This window comes from Candidatus Bathycorpusculum sp. (assembly GCF_009778815.1).
Classification (GTDB): Archaea; Thermoproteota; Bathyarchaeia; order Bathyarchaeales; family Bathycorpusculaceae; genus Bathycorpusculum; species Bathycorpusculum hydrogenotrophicum.
In genome coordinates, this window is the sequence record NZ_WRFL01000037.1 from 1 (window position 1) to 24,628 (window position 24,628).

A 24,628-nucleotide genomic window follows, 5' to 3' on the forward strand; every position below is an offset into this window, starting at 1 on the left:
CACCCACACCCACCCCAACACCCACACCCACCCCCACACCCCCACCCACCCCAACACCCACACCCACAATAATACCCACCCCAACAGCCACAGCAAAACCAACAGCCACCCCAACGCCTACAAGCACTCCGACGCCCATCCCCAGTAAAGAAGGTCAAGTTACACCTACGCCTAGTCTATCTGGCGCTGGAAATACCGAACAGGCGTCAAATATGTGGTATTTGGTTATAGCATTAGCAGTAGTGATAATTGTTTTTTTGGTGGGAATCCATCGTTACCTCAAGAGGCAAAAAAATTTTTAGCGACTATAGTTCGATATTTTTGTTTTTAAGTTTGTTGTCAATTAGGCTTAGCAGTTTGTCGGGTTGGATGGGTTTTCCTAAAAGTACATCGGCACCCGTTATGTTTTCGGGTGGTACTATTTTGCCGCTCCACATAATTTTGAGTGCTTTAGGTGAGCTATGGTCTATCATTGGAAACAGTTTTGTGCCTTCCATGTCTGGGAGGCAGAAATCAATCAGGGTCACATCAAAGTGGTTGTTGTTTAGTTTTTCTATGGCTTCTTTGCCCTTTGCTGCTACTGTAACGGTGTAGCCTTTTTTCTGGAAAATCCGCATAAACGTCCGCAAAATGGCTTGGTCATCGTCTATAATCAATATAAACGGCTTATTTGAGATAAACAAGTGCTAAAAATCCCCAAATATAGTAGCGATTGGTTTGTAATATATATAATTTGTGTTCAAAATCTTTCCTATCTAAAACCGGATGAGACACAATATTGCCTAAAATATAAATATCAGGGTAACCGTAAAGAGGGATGCCGAGAGATGTATGACTACTAAGCAGGCAAAACGTCGTATTCGTGTTTCTATTGTAGGCAAATATTTAGGCTGGATGACAATTCGGGCTGTAGTCCTTATTGCACTATTTATTGCACTGCAGACAGTTCACAGTTTTCACGGGTTTGAATATTTTGGGCTAAATGAAGCAACACAGGATCTTGTTTACATGGTTTTACTAAGAGCCATTTTTTCTTTGGTTGTGTGGTTCTTTTTGTCGCTTTCCAAAAAAATAATCATACCTGCAGCCATTCTCACAGTTTCTCCGGCTCTTGGAAAAATAGTACGCGATCCAACGGTTGCAAAAAAAACCAATAAATCCATAACCAATTACTTAACCTACTTTATCTACATCATAACAATAGGAGCACTTGTTTTCATTTGGGCATATCAATTCATCGGGACATGGTTCGCAGATCTTCTTGGAAACGGCTTAGTTATCATGTTAACCTTCATTTTGGGTTTGTTCTCCTCTAGTGTCTTGGGCAATATTTTGGGCTATGCTATTTTGGGTGGAACCCACGAATTCAAAGTCGGTGACCGCGTGCAAATCGGTGATGTCCACGGCGACATTATCGATATTGGTTTCTTCTTTATCCATATAAGAACTATAAGAGCGGAAATTATAAGCATCCCCAACTTGACGGTTATGAACAAAGAAATCCACAACTATAGTTCTCTGCGAGATGTTGCGCTCAACGTACAGGTAACCCTTGGGTATGATGTTGATAAGGATCATGCACAGGGAACACTCATTGAAGCTGCCAAGAAAACCAGCGGGATTTTGTCTGTTCCGGATAAAGAGCCGTTTGTCTTGTTACGGGAGCTTGGAGCTTACGCGGTAACTTATGATCTTAATGCGTACACTGACGAGCCTAACCGGCTTGTACAAATTAAAAGCGAGCTCATCAGCAATATGCTTATAGAACTCAAGAAGGCAGGCATCGTCATCGCGACTCCTGCCCTCGTCTTCGTAAAAGGTGAAGAGAAAACATTGCCACAGCCTATAACACAATACATGGACAGCAGAAAAGCCAATTAATCCATTGGTTGTTTGATCCATACTTTAGCGTGGCTTTGTATCTTAATTCGCTTCTCGGTCTGCATCAAGGGGATTTGAGCTTTGATAAAGCGATCGTCTGCTTGGGGGAATTCTTTTTTTAGTGCATCCTCAAGTTTAGGGATGTTGATATGTTCAACTGAACCCACTATATTCCAAAAGTACGTTTGTACCTTTGCGCGTTTCTTTTGGTTTTCCAATGGTAGATTAGGCAAAGTTTGACCTTCCGTAGAAGATGTGAGGATAACTGTTATTGGGGGTTGGCCGTATAAATGAGTGTGTTTTTAGGCAGAAATAATATGAAGTTTGGCGACAAGATGGATATGTAGTGCAGGTTATCGTCTGCAGATAAGTGTGAGTGATTCTTCGGTGTAGTCAAGTACGCTCTGCCCGTCAGCAGTTAAATGGTAAATTTTTTTTGGGCGCTCGCAGGCCATGTCCCATTCACTGCCTATAAAGCCCTTCTTTTCAAGTGTACTCAGTAGTGGATAGATGGTGCTGGGTCCAAAATAAACGCCGAAATCTTTACGGATCTGAGTTATAATTTGATAACCGTGCATAGATTCAGAACTGAGGAATTTTAGAATAATTACATCAAGCAGACCTTTGGCAAGCTTGGTTGAAACTTCTTTTTGAAGTCGGGTACTCAACATACAGCGAATCATCCGCATTCTGCTTAACAGCTATACCACACATACACAGATATAAATCTTGCCAAAATACAGCAATATTGCCACACAAAAACGAGATTTCCCCATTAAAGCAAAAAGCTATCAGAATATAAAATAGCACAATAGGTTATCATACCACAGTACTGGCTAAATTTCAAAAGATTGCAAATAATACAGCTCAACATAAACTCTACAAGACACCAACAAACCCCAACTGAACAAAACCGCACTTACAAGAACAAAAAACAACAACCACCCACTACAGAAACAGATGTAAACAAAACAAAAATCAATAACCACACACTGCAACAGCTAAGCCACATAACAACAATACATCAAGTCACCCAACAAAATAGACGAACTCTATGCGATCTGCAACAATTTTAAGCATTAACTGCAGACTTATATAAATCTAAACCAACCATTATTTGAGGCATCTCTTGATGCAGTCAGTATGGAAAAAACCTGTTATTTGTATTTTTAGAGAACGAACTGTAAACCCTGAATCCGACCCAATTGTGGTGATTAAAGCCCGCCAGCTAACAGTAACTATAGACAACAACCCAAAATATTTCGGCACCATCGAAGATTTTTTCACCCTAATGGGTGACACCGACCACCTTACCACAGAAGAGGGCAAAACCGACCACTACGTCATGTGCTGGTTTGATGACACCGAACCCGACATGACCCAAGACCTAAGACGTCTACGCGGAGTCCGCTTCAACACAAACATAACCTGCAGCATCAACGAAAAAACCCAAAAACGAACCTACAACGCCGCCTTCAACGCCGAACAAGCAAAACTCCAATAAAAACAACAATCACAACTACAACTCCGTCACAACATATTCTAAAACCACACCAAAAGTTTCCGATAACATTTATGCAAATACCACCCAAGCCTGCAGTTGTAACAAAGGAGCATAACATCGTACCTGTTGTTTTGTGGATGATTATTTGTCGTCATCAGTCCAAAAGAAAGGGTCCATACCAGTCGGATAGCTGCCGGTAAAGTTTAGAATAAATATACGCCGGGGGTTTGTGCCAAATGTTTGTTCGTCAGTTATGTGTGTAAAGTTACCGGAGGCATAGAGTTGTGCATAGATCTGCTGAAGATTTAGAGTAGTGTTGTAGTAAGGCACAGTACCTCCAAGTTCATAGGTAAAAACATATTGGACGTTATATTGATTGCATTGATCGATAAATTCAGTAATGTTAAAGTTGGGGGTATAGGTGTCCACGGGCAACTCGGGGTACTGATAGATATCTATGTTGCATTCGCCTTTTTCTAAGAGATAGAACTCCACCATATCCGCGCTAAAGAAGTTAAAGGGGCATAGCATCATGATTGATTTGTTAGCGTCCATATGCGTGTAGGCATAGTTGGTAGCGCCTTGGATATCTATGGTTATGTGCATTTGTGAAGTAAAAGTATAGGCATCATATATGCTGTAGAGCATAGCACCTGACACCATAACAGCTAGCACCACTCCTGCTGTTTTAACTAAACGTTTTTTCTTTGCTGAGTTTGGTTTTCTCCATGCTTTCTGCAAGGCACCACCAAGGGTCAACACCGCAACGGCTGTAGAGATTGCCAAGGCGGGAAATAGCGACGTCACATAGCGCCATTCTCGATTAGAGATAAGTGTGAAAAAGATAAAGATACATGCAAACCAGATTAGAATAAACTTATCTTCATGGCGATGCCGCCAAACCATAAAGGCTAAGCCGCCTAGGCCTAAAATGTAGAGAAAAATCGAGATGGGATGAATGTTGTCATGGGGCCAAACCAGTTCTATGAAGTAAAAAATAGGCCCAGGAAAACGGGTGCTATACACAGAACGCTCAGGATTACCCACTTGGAGCGCATAGATCCATTTGCTAAGAAGTACATCTCTATAGACGTCGTAGGCAATTATCAACCAAGGCGTCACAACCAGAACCGCAGAGGCTATGAGTATTGAGAATTTTTTAAAGGCGAATTTCAACTGTTTTCGTGCTAACAAGATAAGGCTCAAAATCATAATTACGCCTGCGGTGATTATCTGATATTTTGCCAAAAAACCCAAGCCAAGCGCTACTCCGCTCAACACAAGCATTCGGTCTCTACGACTACTTAGCCAATGATAGAAACAAAACAGCGATGCGGTGATAAAAAATATCAAAGTTGTTTCTATCATCGCATAGCCAGAGAGCCAAAAGAACCCCGGCATTATGCCCAGCATAATCGCTGAAAGCAACCCTGCTTTGCCGCCATACATACGATTAGCTAATTCAAAAACTGCCCAAAGAGAAAGCACAGAAAAAATCACTGGAAACAGTCGTGCGGCAAATAGGGTGATTCCGAAAACTTTGAAGGAAAAAGCAGCAAATACATCAAATAACGGCGGATAGAAAGCACGGTTTACTACATCACCGTAGTGGCCCCAATAGATGAGAGCGCCGCCGTTGAGGTGGCTGATTTCATCCCATTGTATGGGCGCTTTTGTGAGGTTAAGCAGAAGGATGAAAGCATAGACTAATGCAAAACACAAAAAAAGAAGCCGCCACTTGCTTAAAGACACAACCTCTTCGGTATTAAACAGTCGTTTTAGCTTATCTCCACATGCCCGCAACAAGCCAAACGGCATTAAACAATCCCCTCCCACACATTTCACTATTATAGCTGTGTCAAGAGATATTATGTTTACGGGTAACTTGGCATCACCCACTAAGCACTAAAAATATTCTCGCACCATGCTCCGCCAGCAAATCTGGCCAACACATCAGGGGATACAACAATTATGAGACAACTGAGTTATCTTGGCTATAATTGCATTGAGCTCTTCAAGCCGCAGGTTAAGTATTGAAAGTGTGTCAGTAACGGCTAAATACAACAACATCCACATGCGTTGATATCCAACGGGGAACATAATGACTGATATGCCCGAGTTAATCGCAGAGTTAATTGAAGCATCCAAAAAGCATGAACAGTACCGCGACCGGGAATGTATAAACATGATAGCCAGCGAAGGCATCAAATCCCATGCTGTCTGTCAGATGATCAACATGAGCCATGACCTCGCCACACGCTATGCAGAAGGTGAAAACGACATGGCAGGACATGTAAAGAAGCGGTACTATCAAGGCCAAAAGTACATGTCCCAAATCGAGGATCTTGCCTGCGATGCTGTTAAAAACCTGTTCCGCACAACATGGGCAGATGTCCGCTTAATCTCAGGCACCCACGCCAACACAGCTACATTTAAAGGCTTATCTTTAGCATCCAAAAACAACAAAATGATTGTAACTCCACTGAGTTGCGGTGCACACATAAGCCATGACTACACCGGATTAGCAGGCAGCATATTGGGCATAACTAACATAAACCATGTCTATGACATTAACGAATTCAATATTGACCCCGAAAAATCTGCATATGTAATCCGAGCAACAAAACCAGGCATTGTCACCTTTGGCGGAAGCCTCTTTCTCTTTCCACATCCCATAAAAGAACTCAAAGCAGCCTGCGATGAAGTAGGTGCATACATCGCATACGATGCAGCCCATGTCTTAGGCTTGATTGCAGGCGGACAATTCCAAGACCCACTCCGCGAAGGCGCTGACTTTATCACCTCATCAACACACAAAACCTTCCCAGGCCCACAAGGCGGAGTCATCATGGGCAACGCAGACACCCCTGCAAAAGAAAAAGCAGTCCGCAAAATCCAATATGCAGTATTTCCACTTAGCGCATCTAGCACCCATCTAGGCAGACTCCCCGCTTTAGGCATAGCCTGCTTGGAAATGAAACTCTTTGGTCAAGAATTAGCCGCTCAAATTGTCAAAAACGCTCAAACCGCAGGACAGTATCTCTATGAAAACGGTGTTAAAGTCGTTGCAGAACATAAAGGCTTCACAAAAAGCCATCAACTCGCCTTAGATGTCAGCAACTTTGGCGGAGGCAATAAAATCGCACAAGACCTTGAAGATGCCCACATCATCCTTAACAAAAACCTAATGCCCTACGACGATCAAAACAACAAAGATAATCCCTCGGGCTTGCGCGTTGGTTTCCAAGATATCACTCGCCGCGGTTTTGGCGAAAGCGATGTAAAACACCTCTGCGACCTCATGCTCGATATCATCAAGGGCAAACGTACCCCCGGAGAAGTCAAAACAGATGTTTTGGCACTTAAAAAAGAGTTTTCTGGCATCAAATATGGCTTCCAAACTGTAGAAGAAGCATTAAAGTACGTTCAAAAAAACTAACCTAAGCTTTTCTTTTCTTTATTTTATTTAACCCAAAAATTGATTGGCCGCTCTAATCGTTAAGGGACAGATAGCTTGGAAACATTTTAGAGCAACTTGTACCTTGTGGGGGTGGGTAATTTTGTTTCTATGCAACTACTTTTTGGGTTCCAACAAGCTTAATTAGGGTATGTTTCAATGTCAGGTTGAGAAACCATGTCTTTGCCGCTAGATCCCCTTGCAATTCTTTTGGTTGGAGTTGCCATAGGGTTTGTGGTTTTGTTTTTTCTGTTGCCAAGATATGGTCCTCACTACACCTCAAAGTTGATATGTCCTTGTTGTCGGAAAACGTTTAATTTCCACTGGATACCTGGAGCTACCATAGCCTCTTTGGTTCAGCGCAATTATCGGGTTCTAAGATGTCCCTATTGTCATAAAAAATCCACCTTTGATGTAGCAGCAACCCGAGTTCGCACGGCAAGATCAACTAAACCTAAAGTCAAAGCATAAGTCAGGGAATATTTTTTTAGAGAACTTTATTATCCACAACAGCCATGACATTTCAATCAAGTTAATTAAAGGCGGATTTCCACATGAAAGTACTGATAAACGATGGTTTAGAGAAAGAGGGGTTAGCTGTTTTCCAGCAAGCAGGCATAGAAACCGATACTAAAAAACGAGATGCACCCCAGTTGCTCTCAGAAATTGGTCAATTCGATGCTTTGGTTGTGCGCAGCGCCACTAAAGTCACCCGGGAAATAATTGAAGCAGGCGCCAAAGGTAAACTCAAAATCATCGGACGCGCGGGCGTAGGATATGACAACATTGATGCAACCGCGGCATCACAGTGTGGTGTGGTTGTTAAAATTGCACCTTATGGCAGTACCAATGCTGTGGCAGAATTAGCATTTGGTTTAATGCTATCGCTTTCACGTAACATTCCCCAAGCACATCACTCACTTAAAAACGGAGTTTGGATAAAGAAGAAACTCGAAGGCCGAGAACTATCATTTAAAACGTTGGGGTTAATAGGCTGTGGTCGAATAGGCCAAAAAGTCGCACGCATTGCCAAGCTAGGTTTTGATATGGAGATTATTGGTTATGATATTAATCCCTGCTTGGAGAGCGGTATTAAATTCTTAACCAAAGAAGAGGTCCTCACACAAGCCGACTACATAAGTATCCACACCGGCGGCAAAGACATCATCATAGGCGCCAAGGAACTAGCCGTTATGAAATCCAGTGCATACATCATAAACACCAGCAGAGGCAACAATATCGACCAAGAAGCACTCTACAATGCACTCAAAGACAGCAAAATCGCGGGTTATGGCACCGATGTCTACAAAGAAGAACCTAAAGGCGAAGGTGATTCATTCATCGACAAACTCAAAGAGCTGGAAAATGTTGTCTTAAGCAGTCATCTGGGCGCATCCACTGTTGAGGCGCAACGAGAAACCTCCACAGAGATCGCCAAAGTTCTCTCCGGCTACTTGATGGGCGGTGACTTTACTAACGCCGTCAACGCAGGCGAATCTATTGATGTTGAAGAAAAAGAGATCTTCACGCTTTTCATACACCATAAAGATGTCCCCGGAGTCTTTGCCAACATCGACAAGGTCTTAGCGGATAACAATATCAACATACGTGCCAACTATAGCCGCCAAATCAGCACTGGATATGCCATCTCAGTCTATGTAGTACATCACAAAGTAACATCTGAAATCATAACTGCACTCAAAGCCATCCCCAATATATCCAACATCAAAACCTAATTTTTCTTTTTTAAGCATACAGGCTATTAACATCTTTTATCTTTCTTGTTTCTATGCGACTTGGTGTACTATTTTCAGGCGGCAAAGATTCTACCTTAGCCCTGCACAGAGCAAAAGAAAAAGAGACAATAGTCTGTCTAATTACGCTCACATCCAAAAACAAAGAAAGCTACATGTTTCACACCCCCAACATTGAGATGACCACACTCCAAGCAGAAGCTTTGGAGCTGCCACTGGTTTCTACGTCCACAGAGGGCAAAAAAGAAACGGAACTCATCGATTTGGAATGTGCCCTATCTGAAGCTAAAGAGCAATTCAACATCGAAGGTATAGTCACAGGCACCGTAGAATCAACCTATCAAACAACACGTATCCAACGTATCTGCGACAAACTCAACCTCTGCCAGTTTAATCCCCTCTGGAAATACAACCAAAAAGCACTCCTAGAAGAGCTCATAGCAAAAAAATTTCAAGTGATCATCTCAGGTGTCTTTGCTTATCCCCTTGACAAAACCTGGCTAGGCAAACAAATCGACACATCCAGAATTGCACAACTAGTAGAGTTACAAAACAAATACGGCATCAACCCCGCAGGAGAAGGCGGAGAAATCGAAACAACCGTCCTTGATGCCCCCCTGTTTAAACAAAAAATTGAAATCACCGAGGCCACAACCGAATGGCAGGGAAGCTCAGGCACCTACCATATAAAAACAGCCCGCCTAACACCAAAATAAACACAAACCCAAGCTACCAACAGTTTAAGCGCTTACAAAAATCAAACCAATCAGCCCAGAACACACAACTAACTGAAGCCAAAACAAGACTACTGGATTTTTCTACAGTAGAGAACGGGTTACTAACTAAGCAACATATAGACGGCTAGCGAGAAAAGTTAAAAGTCCAAAAACCTATCTTTTATTGAGTTTTTAGGAGACTTTTTGCAGGAGGATTTTGATTGGTAAACAGGCTTCCAGTGGAGAAATTGAGAAACACCTGTGACGCTAACATGATGCAGTGTGGATCCACCCAAGACCTCACACCTCTCACAGAAATCATTGGACAGGATCGTGCAGTTCGGGCCTTAAAATTTGGGTTAGGTATTAAAAATCATGGGTTTAACATGTATGTCGCGGGTTATCCGGGGACAGGCAGAAAAACTGCGGTGAAAAACTTTGTGGAAGCCCAAGCCAAAGTGCAACCTGTGCCCTCAGATTGGCTCTATGTCAACAACTTTGGCAATCAATATGAACCTAAAACAATTGAGTTACCCCAGGGCAAAGGTAGAGAATTTCGCGAGAACATGAAAAATTTTATTGAGAACATAAAAACGGCCCTGCCCAAAGCCTTTGAAAGTGAAGACTATGTTACCAAACGCGAAGCCACCCTGCGTGGAATCGAGAACAAACGCAAACAACTAATCGAGCAAATAACTGCTAAAGCCCAAAGCGAAGGTTTTGTGATTCAAACTACTCCCATGGGCTTGCTTCTTATCCCGGTTCTTGATGGTAAACCGCTTAGTGAAGAAGAGATGCTAGCTCTTCCTCAGGACATTAAAACGAAGCTCGCAGAGAAGCGGGAGAAACTTGAAAAAGAATTCAGCTACACTATGCGTCAACTCATCGATATGGAACGCCAGATCCACGATACGCTCAAGAAACTCAACAAAGAAGTGGCGCTCTATGCCATAGGCAATCAGTTGCAGAGTATTCGTGAGAAATATCAAGCGATACCTGAAGCGGCGAATTATCTCAAAGCAGTTGAAAATGACATTTTAGATAATCTTCAACAATTTGCTCAAAGAAACAACGAAGCCCAACAACAGCAACTGCCCTTTTCGATGCCCTGGATGCGCGAGGATCCCTATAAGAAATATGAGGTTAACCTCATCATTGATAACTCTGAAACCAGAGGTGCGCCTGTAGTTATGGAAACCAACCCCACCTATCATAATCTGCTGGGTAGAACTGAAAAAGAAGCCCAGTTCGGCGCTCTGACCACAGATTTTAGCATGATACGGGGGGGCAGCATCCATAAAGCCAACGGTGGCTATCTGATCATCTCTGTTGAAGAACTGCTCCGTAACCCCTTTAGCTATGACGGTTTAAAACGCAACCTCAAAGATGGACATATAATCATCGAGGAACCTGAAGAACGCTATGGTTTTTTGAGCGTAAAAACCATCAAACCTCAACCCATCCCGCTTACAACCAAAATAATTCTCATAGGCGACCCAAATATCTATCAGTTAATGTTTAACCTCGATCCGGACTTTCGAGAACTCTTTAAGGTTAAAGCAGAATTTGACACAACGATGCCTCGCACCGATGAAAAAGTCAAAGCATACGCCGCTTTTGTCTGCACACTTTGTGATAGAGAACATCTAAAACACCTTGATAGTGGGGGGTTAGCTAAAATCGTCGAATACAGTTCGCGGGTCGTTGAAGATCAACAAAAACTTTCCACCCAATTCTCTGTCATAGCAGATGCTGTGCGTGAATCTAATTTTTATGCCTCGGAGGACAAATCAGAATTCATAACTGCACAACATGTCAAACGAGCTATCGAAGAAAAAATTTTCCGTAACAAGCTTATGCAAGAAAAGATTCATGAGATGATTACCCGCGGCTTCTTTCTCATAGATACTGCTGAGCAAAAAGCGGGGCAGGTTAATGGTTTATCGGTGATGAGTTTGGGTGATTTTGCTTTTGGCATACCCTCGCGGGTTACTGCTAGTATTGGTTTGGGTCGAGAGGGGGTGGTGGATATTGAGCGGGAAGCTAAGATGGGGGGACCCATCCACACTAAGGGGGTTTTGATTTTAAGTGGCTATCTTAGCGATCGATATGCTAGAGATAAACCACTTAGCCTTAGTGCGCGATTGGTGTTTGAGCAGAGTTATTCAGGTGTTGAGGGGGACAGCGCCTCAAGTACTGAACTCTACAGTTTGCTATCGGCGCTTAGCGGTATCCCAATTAAGCAAAACATAGCTGTTACGGGTTCGGTAAACCAGAAAGGTGAGGTGCAAGCTATTGGGGGTGTTAATGAGAAAATTGAGGGATTCTATGAAATCTGCAAAGCCAGAGGCTTAACTGGAGATCAGGCAGTGATGATCCCTGAGAGTAATGTACAGAATCTGATGCTAAAAGAAGAAGTTGTGAATGCGGTAAAGGAGGATAAATTTAGCATCTATGCGGTTAAAACCATCGATGAGGGTGTCGAGGTTTTAACGGGTAAAAAAGCAGGGCACCAACAATCAGATGGGACCTATGAAAAAGACACCATTAACTATTTGGTGGATAAAACTCTACAAATGATGGCTGATAAACTCAGAGAATACCCGCTCCTCTCCAGCGAGACTAACCCCCGAAGAACCGAAGATAGAACACATAACTGATATGGGGTATCTTATGGTCAGCAGATACTAATTTTTGGGTTGTTTGATGTTGTTTGATGTTTGCTTTTTAGAAATTATTGTGGGTTAGGTTAGGAGTTGTTTAATGGTTAGAAGGTTTACAAAAAAAGAAAAGAAGGGGGAAGTTTGTTGTTTTGGTTTTTTATGGACGTTTTCTTAGGAGCAGGAATATTGTAGCGATGCCGACGATGAGTATTGCAACGATGATGCCGATGACAGATGGGATGAAGTATGTGTCAGTTATTGAGGGTGGTGTTTCTGTTGGTGCGGGTGTTACTTTTTCGTCCATTACGTTGAATGCTGTTGTTGCTCTAGAGGGCCAATAGCCGTTGGTTCCTTGGAAGACTGCTGTGACAGAGAAGGTTCCTGAAATGTCTGGTTCCCATACTAGACTGTATGCGCCTGTTGAGTCAGTGGTTGCTGTGCCAATTGGGCGGTAGTTATTGTTTGAGTCAACTACGTATATTGTTACGTCAACGCCTGTAAAGTTGGCAGGTAGGGGTTTGTTTTGGTAGATATAGCCCATCCACTCAGCCATACAAGCATCAGATGCTACTGCGACGCCTTTTGCAAATCGTGCAGTTTGTTCATCTTGTTTTGTTCCGCTTGAGACATCATAGACTGTGCCGCGTATTACGACTGGTTGTTTGTAGTCTGCAGATAGATCGGGTGCTGTTACGGTTAGTGATGTTGGGCCTCTTCCTACGGTGTAGACTTGGTTGTCATAGCCGTTGAAGTATGAACTATATCCATCAGCCATAGCATATGGAAGTGGTGAAAAGGTACCCGTGTAGTCAGATATTGTCCAGATTTCTTCGCCTGTGGTTGCGTTGATGCCGCGCATAAAGTTGCCTTTTGGAATAGGTGTAGTGATTGTGTGTTGGGTTGCTGCGATGTAGACAACATCGTCGCCTACGCCCATTATGAATCCTGGGTAGTAGCCTGGTGCCTGCAAACCACTCTGGGTGCTGTTACCGGGGCCACCGTTTCCATAGGTCCAAAGTAACTTACCGTTGGTTTCGTTATAGCAATAGAGTAGACCACCAAAGTTGAGACTGTAGAGTCTGCCGTATGCACTTTGTGCAGCTGCATATGGCCAAGATGGGTTGCCGAAGTAGTCTAGTGTTGTTTGACCCTCAGTTGTCCATAGCTGTTTGCCAGTTCTCATGCTGTAGCCAACGAATTGAGTTGTTTCTTTAATGCCTTCCATGAAGACCTCTGCAACTGGATCTGATCCTGCCCAGGTAATGGTTTTATCCTGTGGAGAGCTGAATGATGAGCTTGTCCAGACGACATCACCAAATCTGTTGCTTTCTGGGTCAATGTTAACAGCGAAATATGTCCAGCTTGTGGTAGCCAGTGAAACAACGCCTGAAACGTTTTGCATTTGACCAGTTAGTGTGGGGTAGGTGCCATATCGTAAGATCATAATGTCATTATAGTATGCTGCAACTACTGTAAGGTTAGTTGCGGTGGTTGGGTATTGGCTTCTCCAAGGTATGGATTTGTTTTGTGTTGTTGAGTCTATCCAGTTATAACGTCTGCCAGTATTTGCTGCTACTACACCGTTAACCGCGTTGATTTGTGGTGTGTTTTGGGTGTCACCTGGGTGATAACCGACGCCGTTCCACATTAAAGTGGAATTCCACATACATAAGTACCAGCTTGGGGCTGTGTTTGTGCCATTATTGTAGATTGTGTATCTTATGTGTTCACCGTTGGGTCCTGATACAAGTGTACCGCCTGGGACACCAGTGACGTTGAACAGAGGATAGCTTGTGTATGCGTCAAAGACTCGACCCCAGTTTGCTGTGGCAATTAGTGGTGGGAACACTCCGTGTTGGTTTCCGTCTTGTACGTCGCGCATGTTACCAAATGAAAGTGTAGGCATAGTTGCACTTCGCCAGAGCTCTTTACCGGTGGCTATATCAACGCAGACTGTATCGCCGCCACTTGCACTTGCAAAGTTGAGTGGTTCGTTGTAGATTAGCATGCCTGCTACGATTATGGGGTTTTGGAATCTGTTGATGTATGCTGAGCCTTCGAAGAAGGTTTGACCATCGATTTCATAGTTTTCGCCACCAACAACACCGCCAGACTGCATGGGTTTAGTCCACATGACGTGGCCGGTCTTGGATCCGACTGCATCACCAGGATAGCGTTGAATTACTGCTTGACCGCCTGTGCCAGAGATGGTGCCATAGCCTGTGTTTGAGTTAACGGGTGCTCCGGTTCCTAGCCAGTTAGATGCTATTTTGAACCAGCCAGGGTTTTCGCCATAGATGGGACGTGTCCAGTATTCAGTTGGAAGAGGATAGCTATCTGGGAATTCAGGGATTGGTTCTTCTTGGGCATAGAATGTGCAGTTTGCAGTGCTTGCCAGATAAACATCACCAATGCTACTGGAAGAACTTGTGTCAGAAGAAGTTATAGTCATTCCACCAAAAGTGAAGGTGACGTTGTATTGGCCTACGATTTCGGGGTAGTAGCTAAACATTTGGCAACCAGTTGTGTCGTCAATTATATCCCAGTGTTTGGTCTCTACTTTGCCGTCAGGGTCAGTGATCCATACTGTGTAGTTGCGGTATCTGTAGGGATTGTTCATTGATGAGCCGGGAAGTGGCGGATTGCCTAGGAAGGCATAGCCCATGGCTCTTTGGTGTATACCTATGACTTCAGGCTGAACTGTGACTTTAGCATATGTGGTGTACTGTCGGCGCAGTGTTTGTGCTTCAATAGTCGTCGCTAAGATTGGCATTACTATAATCATGAGTAATGCCACTGTAATAACTAACATTAGTTTATTTTTTTGTGTGTTCATATTTCTCTCTTCATATTTTTTTTTAAGTACTAGCGGCAATTCAAGCATATAAAATCATGTCAGAAGTCTATCGTCTGACATACAACAGAGCAACAACCACCCAACAAAAACACCACAAAACACACCATAAAACACAGAAAAACACCACACACCCACCAAAGAAAAATCAAAAAAACAAAAACTTAACCAACAAACATACACAAATAATCGCAATGCGCAATATACAAATCAGCCAAAAGAAGAAAACTTGAACACTACAGAAGAAAAGAAAATGACACACTATAGATTTCAATTAATACTATACCAGAAGTTTGGACAGAAATGCTAACTGGCGAAAGCGATTGGAGCAATATAAAAACAATCAGCATCAAACAAGCTTTAGACAATGAAGTGCCAAATCAGTCAAATCCCACTCCAAACCCAACCTCAACCGAACAACAACCAACCACCATTCTATCAGAACACACTTTGAGGGAATCTATTTTAGCAGTTGATTTATGACTACAATAGTTCGGCTTATTGTTGCACTTTTGTATAAAAGAAAGATCTTTCAAAGAACAAAAATTATGAGGAAACTTGCTCAGATGTACTGTTGTCGTCTTTTTGGAAATCATCAGTCTCTTGCATCGCTTGTTTTTCTTCGTCTGCTTCTTTTTGGGCTCGTTCGAGGGCATCCTCTTTAATGGCGGTACCAAAAATCTTTCGCAGATCTCGTTTCATTGTTGACGTATCTTGCGTTAATCCAAAGTAATCAGCAAAGTAATCAGTAGTTTTAAGAGCCAACGATCGCCCGCTTCGCTCCGTTATAATCAACCCCATATCCTTTAGTACCTTGATGTGGCCATAGGCGTGTTGTCCGCGGACTTGGATAACTCTTTTTTGGGTTATGGGTTGGCGGTAAGCGATGTAGGAGAGGGTTTTTAGGGGGCCTGAGGAGAGCAGGGGACGATTGACTAGCTTCTTTATTAGAGGAGTGAATTCTGCTTTGACTTGCAGTACATAACGTTCATCTTTGAGTGATAGTATCTCAAGGGGACTGTTACGGGCTTTGTACTGTTCCATGAGGATTTGGGCATAACTGATGACCCGCTTTTTGCTACGTGTACCCACCGCTTGGCATAGCTCGTTTATGTCTAGGGGGCGTCCGGCTACGTAGAGGGCTGCTTCGAGCAGGTTTAGGGTTTGTGTCCGGCGTTGTTCAGTGTCTATAACGGGTTCAACATTTTCAGCTGTTTGGGTTGTCTCTGAGGTGGGGGTAGTTTCGGGTGTAGCTGTTTCTTGGATCTCCAGATCGGCCTTTGGTGTAACTGTTTCTTGGATCTCCAGATCGGCCTTTGGTGTAACTGTTTCTTGGATCTCCAGATCGGTTGGGTTGTTGGTTGGGTTTTCTTTAATGGGTTGGTCGTTAAGGTTTTCCAATGTTTAGTTTCCCCACTGCTATGTAGAGTTCTTCGGTTTCCTCGTTTTGCCACAGACTGACTAGGCCGTCTTGGGCAAGGAAGAGTAAATAGATAAACATTCTCAGGGCTTCGATGCGGGTTGCGCCCTTGGAGAGGGTGGTGAAGTCGATGATGCCTTGTCCGCCGGTGCGTTCTACCAGTATAGCGTAGAGTTGGTCTACTTGCATTTCGAGTTCGGCGATAAATTTGTCGAATTTTGGTAACAGATCAGTGACGGCGGGTAAAACAGGGTGTTGCTCTATTGCTGGGCGAAGGCTAAGGAGTTTTTCGCCTTTTAAAACGTCGTCTAGGACTTCGAGTAGGTTTTGGATTGTGGTGGAGGTGAGTTCATGTCGGAGGGGTAAGAATAGGGGTGGTGGTACAAAGTCGGTGGGTACTCTTGGAGGTGGCGGGGGGGGTTCTTGTAGTGTTAGGAGGAGTTTAGATTTCATGAGATATATCAGCGCGGAGGAGTCCAAGGCGACACCTGAAGCTCGGAAGTCTACTTTTTCAGGGGCGTTTTTTTCCATTTCGAGCAAAAAGGTCCGTAGCAGGTAGGCTATGTTGACGTTCCAGGGGGTGAGTTTTTCGAGTTTGCTTATTTCAAATAAAATATTCCAAGGTGGGCGCAAATAGAAGGGGCGGCGTGATACGGTTGGGGAGGTGGTTGAGGACATTACTGGGTTGAGGCCTCCGCGGGGAATTTGGCTGTTACCACATTTGAAATGCCGTTTCGTTCATAGACACCATATACTTTTTGGGCTTTGTTGACCATTTCGGGGCGTAGGCTGATAACTATGAACTGGGTTCTGCCTGCTTCTTCGAGCAGGGTTTCGGCGAGTTTGGTTGTGTGGAAAGCGTCTAGGTGAGCATCAACTTCGTCTAGAACATAGAATGCGGCGGGGGAGAATTCTTTGAGTGAGAATATAAAGGCAACTGCTGATATGGAACGTTCACCGCCGCTGGCTCCGCTTACAACAATGGAGGGTTTGTTTGGGAACTGAACGACCATATCAATACCGCCGCTGAAGGGTTCTTCGGGGTTTTCTAGTTTTAGGGTGGCTTCGCCGCCGCCGGTCATTTTGCTAAAGTAAATTGTTAAACTTGCATTGATTTTTTCAAACGCGGTCATGAAAACTTTTCGTTTCTTTGCTTCGATTTCATCCATAAATGCGACGATAGCCTGTTTTTCGCGTTCAAGCTCGTTTAGACGTACCGAGAGTTCACGGTAACGGCTGATTTGGTCGGCGTAGTGTTGGGCGGCCAGTTGGTTGACGGCGCCAATACGATCCATCTCAAATTGCATCATGCGGATGGTTGTTTCGGCGTCTTGTAGTTGTCGTTCGTTAACTTCTATGGGTTGGTCATAGCCGTATTGTTTGAGTTGGGTTTGGAGTTGTTGGAGACGCAGCTGGGCGGTTTCCATGCCTAGTTGGAGTTGGTTTCGCAGTCGATCGGCTTGGTCATATTCTACGTCAAGTACGCGTAATTCTGCGTCTATGGTGTCTATTTGGGAGGTGAATTTTTGGGCTTCTTCTCGTGCGGAGAGTAATGCGTTTGAGAGGTCAATTCGGTTTTTTTCGAGTTCATCGACTTCTGTTTTTGCTTGATCCCGCTCAAGAATAGCATCAGTAACTTCTTTTTGGAGTTTTTCTTGTTGTTGATCTAGTTTGGTTAGTTGGATTTTGGTGTTTTTGTAGCTGATACGTAAAACGTGGTCGAATTGGGATTGGTTTGTGTTGATCTCGGTTTGCAGTGAGCCAATGCGTTGGCGCAGTGTGTTGGCTTCTTCGCCGAATTTTTCGCGTTGGACTTCTAGTTCTTTTATGTGTTCTACATCGGTTTTTAGTCGTAGAGCCGAGATTTCGGTGTGGATACGTTTGAGGTGGGTTTGGATGTTGGTACGCTCGTTACGATAGACGGCCATTCGGCCTTTGAAGGCGGCGGCTTCGCGTTCGAGTTTGCCGCCATATTTGTCGATATAGCGGATGTTGAATTGGGCGCGTTTAACACCACGGCGAACCCGGATGATTTCGCGCTCCAGGGTTGCGATGCCCTCGGTGAGGCGGATCATATCAGTTTTGGCATGTTCAAGTTCTTCTTCAATGCTTATTATGTCAGTACTTCGCTGGGTGAGATGGGTTTGGAGGGCTCTAACAGCTTCGTCGAGACTTTTGAGGGCGTTTTCGCTTGGGATTATGGTGGAGAAGTCTATAGGGGCTCGGTAGTAGCCGCTTTCAAATGCACCGGGTTCATAGAGATCACCGTTTACCGTAACTGCGCGAAAACCTTCATTTGAGAGAGCAAACGCAACTTTATCGCTGGCGGCCACTAGGGTGTCGCCAAACACATAGTTTATGGCAAAATCAATATTTGAGGCATATCTCATAAAACTGCTCAGAGGACCCAATATGCCTTCGCGTTTGGGCGCAGTTTTGTTTTTGGGGTTGATAGCACCCTGCAGGGGAATAAGTTTGATTCGGCCCAGCTTCATACGTCGAAGGGTTTCGGTACATGTGAATGCAGTATCAATATCTTTGACGATAAGAGCTTCCATCCAGCCTGTGGCGGCGGCATCGATGGCTTTTTTGTAGGTTTTGTCTATTTTGACAAGTTCTCGGAGCCGGCCATGGATGCCATGGATGGCGCCTACTTTACCCATTTCCTCGATACTTCGCAGGGCTTTTTCTTCGGCTGCTATAGTTGCAGCGAGGCTACGCTGAGTTGCAAATTCGATAACGGCGTCTTTGGCGGAGCTGGCGATTTTTTCTGCATCCAAAATTTCTTTTGACACAGTATCTCTTTGGAGGTTTTTGCGCTCGATTGTGTGTTCGAGGTTTCTGAGCTGGTTTTTTTGGTCTTTTTGTACTTGTTCGAGCTCCGAGAGAGATTTTTCGATTTCGGTGTGGCTTTGGATGAATTTTTCTTTTCGCACATTTAGGTTTTTAATTCGGCCTCTGCAGAGACGCAGGGCGGCTTTGTCTTGTTTGTATTCTGAGCGCAGAAAAGCTAAGCGTTTCACATAACCCTCGATTTCGCCGTTGAGTTGGTGGATTTGTTGGTTGTTATCATCTAGACCTTCCCAGAGTTGGGCGGTTTCTTTGGCCATTGTTTCATGTTGGGCTTGTTTTTCGCTGAGTTGGGTTTTGAGTTTTTCGAGTTCGCTTCGGTATTGGCGGATTTTTAGGCGGTTTTCGTGGATTTCTTTTTGGAGGGTTTCGTGTTGGGTTAGGTTGTTTTCTCGTACTCGTTTGAAGCTGTCAATGCTGGCTTGGCCGGAGTTGATTTTGGAGTTAAGTTCGGTGAGTTTGGATTTTAATTCGCCGATTTTGATTTGTACCCGCAACACTTCGCTGCCGCCCTGTTCTAGGCCTTCGCCGCTTAGTTTACGCCATTCACCTTCAATTTCGTGGCGTTTGTTTCGTCGCAGGTCGCGTTGTTCTTTGAGTTTGTCGACGCGTTCTTGCACTTTTTGGGTTTGGGTGGTGTTTTCGATGACTTTTTGGTTTTGATGGTTTATGTCGCTTGAGACTTTTACAGCTTGGAATTTGCGGGTTTCGGTTTGGATAAAGCTGTAGCGCAACAATTGGTTACGTTCGCGCTCTAGGTCATCGAGACGTTTTTGGACCTCATCTATTCGACCCATAGCTGTGCGAATAGAGATGTCGGCGGCGCGAAGTTTTTCTTCAGCTTCAGTTTTTTCTTCATCGTACTGAGCAATACCTATGAGGTCCTCGATAATTTTGCGCCGCTCAGGAGCAGTAAGATCGGTTAGACGGGTGATGGTGCCCTGGGGAATGATGTTTTGGCTCATACTGGATATGGCCGCAACAGAGAGCGTTTCAGTTATATGCGTCCGGCTCATGCGACGTCCGTTTAGCCGATACACACTCTGCCCGTTACGATACACCTCACGTGAGATAGTAACTGTTGTGGTTTCTACAGGCATAACCCCATCAGTGTTATCAAATTGTACCACAACTTTGGCCATTTTGGCTTTTTCTAAGCCGCCTCGCTCAGAACCGTGAAAAATTAGTTTGGAACTATTTTCTGCTCTGAGCCGTTTAGTACTGAGTTCACCCAAAGAGAAAAGAAGAGCATCCATAATGTTAGTTTTGCCGCTTCCATTTGGCCCTGTTATGGCTGTGAAGCCCTTATCAAGGTTAACCTTGACGGTTTGGGGGCCAAAAGACTTAAAGCCTTTTAACTCGATTTTTTTGATATACGGCACTTAGTCCTTTCCCCTCTTGTCGGTTACTCTTTTAAAACATTCAACACCATACGTATAAAAGCTTATGTTATCTCTTAGGGGTTTAGACTATTGCCACGAATCTGTTTAAATAAACAGGCAATCCACTGATTTTACCTGAGACCGGCACCAAATATTGGAAAAACAGAAAACCAGCTCTTGATAAAACAGCGTTATTTAGGTTAAATATCTCGCAAGGTTTGGTGATTTCGAAGTGCATTTCGTTCACCTGTTTTTCTTAAAAACAACAATAAACCCCCACAAACCACAACAACCACAACCACAACAGCAACGATAAAAACCATTGAGATATGCTCATCAATAATAGAGAAAGTTATAGTTTCAGAAACACCCATGTTTCCATACTCATCCTCCGCAAACACTCTCACACTATGCGAACCGCTTGATAACTCCGGCAAAGTCACATTACCCTCAACTGTTACGTTTGCTTGTCCATCAAGACTATAGCCCATCCAAACAGCAGGACGATTCAAACTAAAAACCAGAGATAGCTCATCTGGACCATACGTGCCCCTATCTTTAAGAGACAAAACACAAATCTCCGGTGCAACCCGTCCATAACCCAACGGAGTGTACCGCTCAACCAGCCCCGACACAACATTAATAGGATAAAATGGTGGATCAAGAAAATAAGGTACATCAGGCAAATAACCGCCAATAACATATACTAAATCAGCCATAACAACCAAAGCAAATTCCGCACGCATCACAGGCAACCATGCAACATGCTCCCAACTCTTAGTCTCCAAATCAAAAACCATATGCTCCGCATAAACAGACCCGCCCACACCAATAAAGCCTAGATTCATCTGTGAGTAGGCAAGGCAATAGATTTTTGTCGGAGCGTAAATCCCTGAAGTCGATATTATAAAAAGACGCACAATACAATAAGGACCACCCGTTGCAACCACATCCCAAGCATCTTTTATCGGGTCATAAACTTGAACCAAAGTTGTTACCTCACTGGTATCGTTAAAATCAGCACCACCATCCCAATAACTTGGATTGGCATAAGCACCAACCACATAAATTTTATCACCATAAACCGTAGAAGAACCCCTAAATCCTTCAGGCATCGAAGCACCCTGAGACCAACTATCTGCCAAGGGATCATAAATCCAATTCAAAGAACCATCCAAAGATCCTCCAAGAACATATATTTTCCCACCCACAACATTTGCCTGTGCCCCCTCTTGAGAAATCGGCATAACCGCTCTACTCGCCCAAGTATCCAATACAGGATCATAAACCCAATTAAACGCACTTGACCCACCTCCGCCTATGCAATAAATTTTGTCTTCAAAAACAGCCACTGCAAAATTATTGCTGGGCGCAGGCATCGGCGTCTGATAGGACCAGCTGTTAGTAACTGGATCATACATCTCATTTGTAGTCACCACTTCACGCTCAATACGCCAAGGACCGGGGTAAGTAATCACAGTACCCCCCATAGCATAGATTTTACCATCCACCACCGCAGCACCCAACTCGCATCGTGCTTTCTGCAACGATGCAAACCTAACCCAAACATCCTCCTCCGGCGGCGACACAGATGCCCCCAAAACAGAAACCCCACTAAACAAACAACAAACCAACAAACACACAAAAACCAAACACACTACATGACATACACGCCTCACACTACAGCAACCCCGCTTCTTTGCTCCTTCTACAACCTCACCATAGATACCAAAGAACACAATATAAGAAGTATCATAAAACAACCCTGGGTACAGTCTAAATAACCTAGAAGGCAACTCTGTAACTCTGGGACAGAAAATTAATATGTATCTGCTGTGCACTGCAAACAGTAGAAGGTGCTTAAGTGAGTTTTGGGAACCTCAGAGGCTTCAGCGGAATCCAAGAAGGCTTAACTTTAGCTTTGATGCTGGTGACTATGTTTTTGGTTATCTATGTGGATATGGAGTTCATGTACAAAGTAGGCATTGTTGTGTTTGCGATTACAATTGTTTTTCTGTCAACCTTAGCTTCCGCTATACTTAGACTGCAAAAAGAACTCCGTGAAAACCAAATTAAACAAGCCTAATAGTTTCAGTTTCAGTGATCCTCACCTCGTGGGCAGACCTCCCCTCAAAAATATCACCCAAACCAACCAATTACAAGCAAGACTCCCGTCAAGGCCGCCAATAACCTCCCGAGGTAGCTTCTAATGCTTTGAGATTCTCAAAAATACGATACCTTCCACGTAAAATTACAGCTCAGACACTGATAGTCAAGGCAATATGTTGCTATGCAGATGTTGTAGTTTTTTTGCAGGGTTTTTGATGTATTTGTCAAACTGTACAGTTGCCTGCTTACCAAAAGTATGATATTTTTGGGTTCAGTAATGTGTTGTAAGTTGATCTGTTGTAATTGGGAGGATAAACGATGGGTGAAAGACCGGCTAACAAAAGTTTTTGGAATCGTTATGCAAAGTTGTATGACTTTGAGATTAAACGGTTCAACGGTAAAGCCTACTTAGAAATGTATCAGTTAATGTCAGGTTCGTTATTGCCTGATATGGATGTTTTAGAAGTTGCAACTGGGACTGGGTTGGTTGCTATAAATATAGCTACATGTGTACGTTCTGTGGAAGCGGTTGATTTTTCTCCTAAAATGGTTGATACGGCAAGAAAGAAAAAAGCTCCGGGTAATGTACGGTTTTCAGTAGAGGATGCGACTGGGCTTTCTTTTGGGGATAATACATTTGATGCGGTTATAATCTCAAATGCACTTCACATTGTGCCGGATCCTGTTAGGGTGCTTAGTGATATTTCAAGAGTGCTAAGGCCAAAAGGGCTGCTTATTGCGCCTACTTATTCGCAGGGTCATTTACGTGAGTCAACTTGGGACTTGAATGCGAAAATATTAAAGTTTATCGGGTTTAAAACCTATTCAAAATGGAGCCCGGTTGAGTACGTTGCCTTTATCGAGCAGAACGGTTTTCGGGTAGAGAGATGGCAAGTATTACATGCGGCTTTTCCGCTTGTATATCTTGAGACACATAAGGAATAAGACCTGCGATTGGACAGATTGAACGTAGAGTATTGAGAGAAAATTTGCTAAAGCATCAGCAACAGCATGGTGAAAAACACGCTGGAACAACATAAATGGAAAGTATAAACGAAACACTTTCAAACCTTTAAAAAATAAGAAGTACCATCAGATATCAGGAGAGAGGCGATCTGTGAAAAAGTTATCTCTAAAAGAAGTTGCGGGAGAATTTGAAGATATAACGTCGGGATCCCGCTTGTTTTATAATAAGCAAACCGGGGAATTTGAGTATTATAACGAGAATTTTGGCGATAAGGTAGGTACAGAAAAATATGAAGATAAGGATGTTTGGGTAGCGTCTCCAACGGCCCAAGATATCAATGAATATGAAATTATGACTGACTTTGCTAAACAAATTGCTGACGCCCAGTTGCAACACCGATTATTAGTTGCATTAAGCGGCAAGGGAGCGTTTAGACGATTTAGAGAGATTTGCCTCAATACTGGACTAAACGAAGCTTGGGAGAAATTCAAACACAAAGAGTATATAGCAATCGCAAAAGAATGGTGTAACAACGCAGGACTATCTTATGAAGTATAACATATACACTTGATCAAGCAAGACTCAAACAGGGAGTCCCTTCGGAACTTACTGATATGGGCATAGCACGGCTGTTTTGTCTCAAGGAAACTTAATATCACATCCAAGAGACGTAATTATGCGTGGTAGTAAATGGTTAAACGCCTCGCTTTGCTACTCGTTCTTGTATTATTGGTTGGGTCAAGTGTTCACACCACATTGCCCCTTAGAGCAGAAGGCAAAACAATCATTGTTCCAGACGATTACCCAACAGTGAGTTCAGCCGTTAAAAACGCTATAGACGGGGATACCGTATTTATCAAAAACGGCACCTACGAGACAATAAATCAGACCCTTGTGATAAACAAATCAATCACCCTCCAAGGCGAAAACTCAGAAACCACCACAATAAACCCCTAACTTCCTGTTTTAAGTAATATGGAGGTTTAGAGTGTCTAGTAGGTCGTTGGTTTTTTTGGTGACTTCACTTAGATGCCATATGTCGTTTATTTTGACTTTAAAGATGTATTTTAA

At 43.5% G+C, this 24,628-nt stretch carries 21 protein-coding genes and 1 pseudogene; 13 read left to right on the forward strand and 9 right to left on the reverse strand.

The window, feature by feature from the left end:
- Positions 1-302, forward strand: a pseudogene (locus FWF39_RS07915) (hypothetical protein); the annotation flags it as partial.
- Between the two features lie 3 nt (positions 303-305).
- Here FWF39_RS07915 and FWF39_RS07920 read toward each other — a convergent pair.
- Positions 306-656, reverse strand: coding sequence for a response regulator (locus FWF39_RS07920; protein ID WP_343382901.1), 351 nt, complete (start codon positions 654-656; stop codon positions 306-308).
- A gap of 175 nt (positions 657-831) precedes the next feature.
- Between FWF39_RS07920 and FWF39_RS07925 the strand changes: the two genes are divergently transcribed.
- Positions 832-1,881 carry a mechanosensitive ion channel family protein gene (locus FWF39_RS07925; protein ID WP_343382902.1) on the forward strand — a complete coding sequence of 350 codons (1,050 nt, stop codon included), beginning with the start codon at positions 832-834 and terminating at the stop codon, positions 1,879-1,881.
- On the opposite strand, the gene FWF39_RS07930 is transcribed toward FWF39_RS07925, so the two are convergent.
- Positions 1,878-2,114 carry a hypothetical protein gene (locus FWF39_RS07930; protein WP_343382903.1) on the reverse strand — a complete coding sequence of 79 codons (237 nt, stop codon included), beginning with the start codon at positions 2,112-2,114 and terminating at the stop codon, positions 1,878-1,880. The two genes, FWF39_RS07925 and FWF39_RS07930, sit on opposite strands and share 4 nt — an antisense overlap.
- Positions 2,115-2,234: 120 nt before the next feature.
- A complete protein-coding gene (locus FWF39_RS07935) occupies positions 2,235-2,552 on the reverse strand; it encodes a PadR family transcriptional regulator (protein WP_343382904.1) in 318 nt (105 codons plus the stop codon).
- Positions 2,553-3,013: 461 nt separating this feature from the next.
- Here FWF39_RS07935 and FWF39_RS07940 point away from each other — a divergent pair, with 461 nt between their 5' ends.
- Positions 3,014-3,385, forward strand: coding sequence for a hypothetical protein (locus tag FWF39_RS07940; protein ID WP_343382905.1), 372 nt, complete (start codon positions 3,014-3,016; stop codon positions 3,383-3,385).
- A 141-nt stretch (positions 3,386-3,526) separates the two neighbouring features.
- On the opposite strand, the gene FWF39_RS07945 is transcribed toward FWF39_RS07940, so the two are convergent.
- Positions 3,527-5,203: a glycosyltransferase family 39 protein gene (locus FWF39_RS07945; RefSeq protein WP_343382906.1), complete on the reverse strand. Its 1,677-nt coding sequence runs from the start codon at positions 5,201-5,203 to the stop codon at positions 3,527-3,529.
- Between the two features lie 283 nt (positions 5,204-5,486).
- Between FWF39_RS07945 and FWF39_RS07950 the strand changes: the two genes are divergently transcribed.
- From FWF39_RS07950 to FWF39_RS07970, 5 genes are all read left to right on the forward strand, one after another.
- A complete protein-coding gene (locus FWF39_RS07950; protein ID WP_343382907.1) occupies positions 5,487-6,824 on the forward strand; it encodes a serine hydroxymethyltransferase in 1,338 nt (445 codons plus the stop codon).
- 195 nt (positions 6,825-7,019) lie between these two features.
- Entirely contained in the window at positions 7,020-7,313 is a 294-nt protein-coding gene (locus FWF39_RS07955; RefSeq protein WP_343382908.1) for a hypothetical protein, read from the forward strand.
- 83 nt (positions 7,314-7,396) lie between these two features.
- Positions 7,397-8,578, forward strand: coding sequence for a phosphoglycerate dehydrogenase (locus tag FWF39_RS07960; RefSeq protein WP_343382909.1), 1,182 nt, complete (start codon positions 7,397-7,399; stop codon positions 8,576-8,578).
- Positions 8,579-8,631: 53 nt separating this feature from the next.
- Complete coding sequence (locus tag FWF39_RS07965; RefSeq protein ID WP_343382910.1) at positions 8,632-9,312, forward strand: diphthine--ammonia ligase; 681 nt, start codon at positions 8,632-8,634, stop codon at positions 9,310-9,312.
- Between the two features lie 248 nt (positions 9,313-9,560).
- Positions 9,561-11,972 carry an ATP-binding protein gene (locus FWF39_RS07970; RefSeq protein WP_343382911.1) on the forward strand — a complete coding sequence of 804 codons (2,412 nt, stop codon included), beginning with the start codon at positions 9,561-9,563 and terminating at the stop codon, positions 11,970-11,972.
- A gap of 160 nt (positions 11,973-12,132) precedes the next feature.
- Here the strand turns inward: FWF39_RS07970 and FWF39_RS07975 are convergent, their stop codons facing one another.
- Positions 12,133-14,811: a PQQ-binding-like beta-propeller repeat protein gene (locus FWF39_RS07975; RefSeq protein WP_343382912.1), complete on the reverse strand. Its 2,679-nt coding sequence runs from the start codon at positions 14,809-14,811 to the stop codon at positions 12,133-12,135.
- A gap of 321 nt (positions 14,812-15,132) precedes the next feature.
- On the opposite strand from FWF39_RS07975, the gene FWF39_RS07980 reads away from it, so the two are divergent.
- The gene (locus FWF39_RS07980) at positions 15,133-15,312 is read left to right on the forward strand and encodes a hypothetical protein (RefSeq protein ID WP_343382913.1); all 180 of its coding nucleotides are present in this window, start codon (positions 15,133-15,135) and stop codon (positions 15,310-15,312) included.
- Positions 15,313-15,375: 63 nt separating this feature from the next.
- Here the strand turns inward: FWF39_RS07980 and scpB are convergent, their stop codons facing one another.
- From scpB to FWF39_RS08000, 4 genes are all read right to left on the reverse strand, one after another.
- Complete coding sequence (scpB, locus tag FWF39_RS07985; protein ID WP_343382914.1) at positions 15,376-16,230, reverse strand: SMC-Scp complex subunit ScpB; 855 nt, start codon at positions 16,228-16,230, stop codon at positions 15,376-15,378.
- On the reverse strand, positions 16,217-16,927 hold the full coding sequence (locus FWF39_RS07990; protein ID WP_343382915.1) for a hypothetical protein: 711 nt from the start codon (positions 16,925-16,927) through the stop codon (positions 16,217-16,219). Before FWF39_RS07990 ends, scpB begins: the two co-directional genes overlap by 14 nt.
- Positions 16,927-20,481 carry a chromosome segregation SMC family protein gene (locus FWF39_RS07995; protein WP_343382916.1) on the reverse strand — a complete coding sequence of 1,185 codons (3,555 nt, stop codon included), beginning with the start codon at positions 20,479-20,481 and terminating at the stop codon, positions 16,927-16,929. The genes FWF39_RS07990 and FWF39_RS07995 overlap by 1 nt, the downstream gene beginning before the upstream one ends.
- A 200-nt stretch (positions 20,482-20,681) precedes the next feature.
- Positions 20,682-22,082, reverse strand: coding sequence for a hypothetical protein (locus FWF39_RS08000; protein ID WP_343382917.1), 1,401 nt, complete (start codon positions 22,080-22,082; stop codon positions 20,682-20,684).
- 263 nt (positions 22,083-22,345) lie between these two features.
- Here FWF39_RS08000 and FWF39_RS08005 point away from each other — a divergent pair, with 263 nt between their 5' ends.
- From FWF39_RS08005 to FWF39_RS08020, 4 genes are all read left to right on the forward strand, one after another.
- Complete coding sequence (locus tag FWF39_RS08005) at positions 22,346-22,567, forward strand: hypothetical protein (RefSeq protein WP_343382918.1); 222 nt, start codon at positions 22,346-22,348, stop codon at positions 22,565-22,567.
- A 341-nt stretch (positions 22,568-22,908) separates the two neighbouring features.
- Positions 22,909-23,535, forward strand: coding sequence for a methyltransferase domain-containing protein (locus tag FWF39_RS08010; protein WP_343382919.1), 627 nt, complete (start codon positions 22,909-22,911; stop codon positions 23,533-23,535).
- Positions 23,536-23,707: 172 nt separating this feature from the next.
- The gene (locus FWF39_RS08015) at positions 23,708-24,115 is read left to right on the forward strand and encodes a hypothetical protein (RefSeq protein WP_343382920.1); all 408 of its coding nucleotides are present in this window, start codon (positions 23,708-23,710) and stop codon (positions 24,113-24,115) included.
- A gap of 132 nt (positions 24,116-24,247) precedes the next feature.
- Positions 24,248-24,514, forward strand: a complete 267-nt coding sequence (locus FWF39_RS08020; RefSeq protein WP_343382921.1) for a hypothetical protein — start codon at positions 24,248-24,250, stop codon at positions 24,512-24,514.
- Positions 24,515-24,628 lie beyond the last annotated feature (114 nt).

Bases quoted from the DNA above. Each gene is read 5' to 3' on its own strand.
- FWF39_RS07925 (WP_343382902.1), top strand. From the start codon at position 832: ATGACTACTAAGCAGGCAAAACGTCGTATTCGTGTTTCTATTGTAGGC.
- FWF39_RS07935 (WP_343382904.1), bottom strand. From the start codon at position 2,552: ATGTTGAGTACCCGACTTCAAAAAGAAGTTTCAACCAAGCTTGCCAAA.
- FWF39_RS07940 (WP_343382905.1), top strand. From the start codon at position 3,014: ATGCAGTCAGTATGGAAAAAACCTGTTATTTGTATTTTTAGAGAACGA.
- FWF39_RS07945 (WP_343382906.1), bottom strand. From the start codon at position 5,203: ATGCCGTTTGGCTTGTTGCGGGCATGTGGAGATAAGCTAAAACGACTG.
- FWF39_RS07950 (WP_343382907.1), top strand. From the start codon at position 5,487: ATGACTGATATGCCCGAGTTAATCGCAGAGTTAATTGAAGCATCCAAA.
- FWF39_RS07955 (WP_343382908.1), top strand. From the start codon at position 7,020: ATGTCTTTGCCGCTAGATCCCCTTGCAATTCTTTTGGTTGGAGTTGCC.
- FWF39_RS07960 (WP_343382909.1), top strand. From the start codon at position 7,397: ATGAAAGTACTGATAAACGATGGTTTAGAGAAAGAGGGGTTAGCTGTT.
- FWF39_RS07965 (WP_343382910.1), top strand. From the start codon at position 8,632: ATGCGACTTGGTGTACTATTTTCAGGCGGCAAAGATTCTACCTTAGCC.
- FWF39_RS07975 (WP_343382912.1), bottom strand. From the start codon at position 14,811: ATGAACACACAAAAAAATAAACTAATGTTAGTTATTACAGTGGCATTA.
- FWF39_RS07980 (WP_343382913.1), top strand. From the start codon at position 15,133: ATGCTAACTGGCGAAAGCGATTGGAGCAATATAAAAACAATCAGCATC.
- FWF39_RS07990 (WP_343382915.1), bottom strand. From the start codon at position 16,927: ATGTCCTCAACCACCTCCCCAACCGTATCACGCCGCCCCTTCTATTTG.
- FWF39_RS08010 (WP_343382919.1), top strand. From the start codon at position 22,909: ATGGGTGAAAGACCGGCTAACAAAAGTTTTTGGAATCGTTATGCAAAG.
- FWF39_RS08020 (WP_343382921.1), top strand. From the start codon at position 24,248: ATGGTTAAACGCCTCGCTTTGCTACTCGTTCTTGTATTATTGGTTGGG.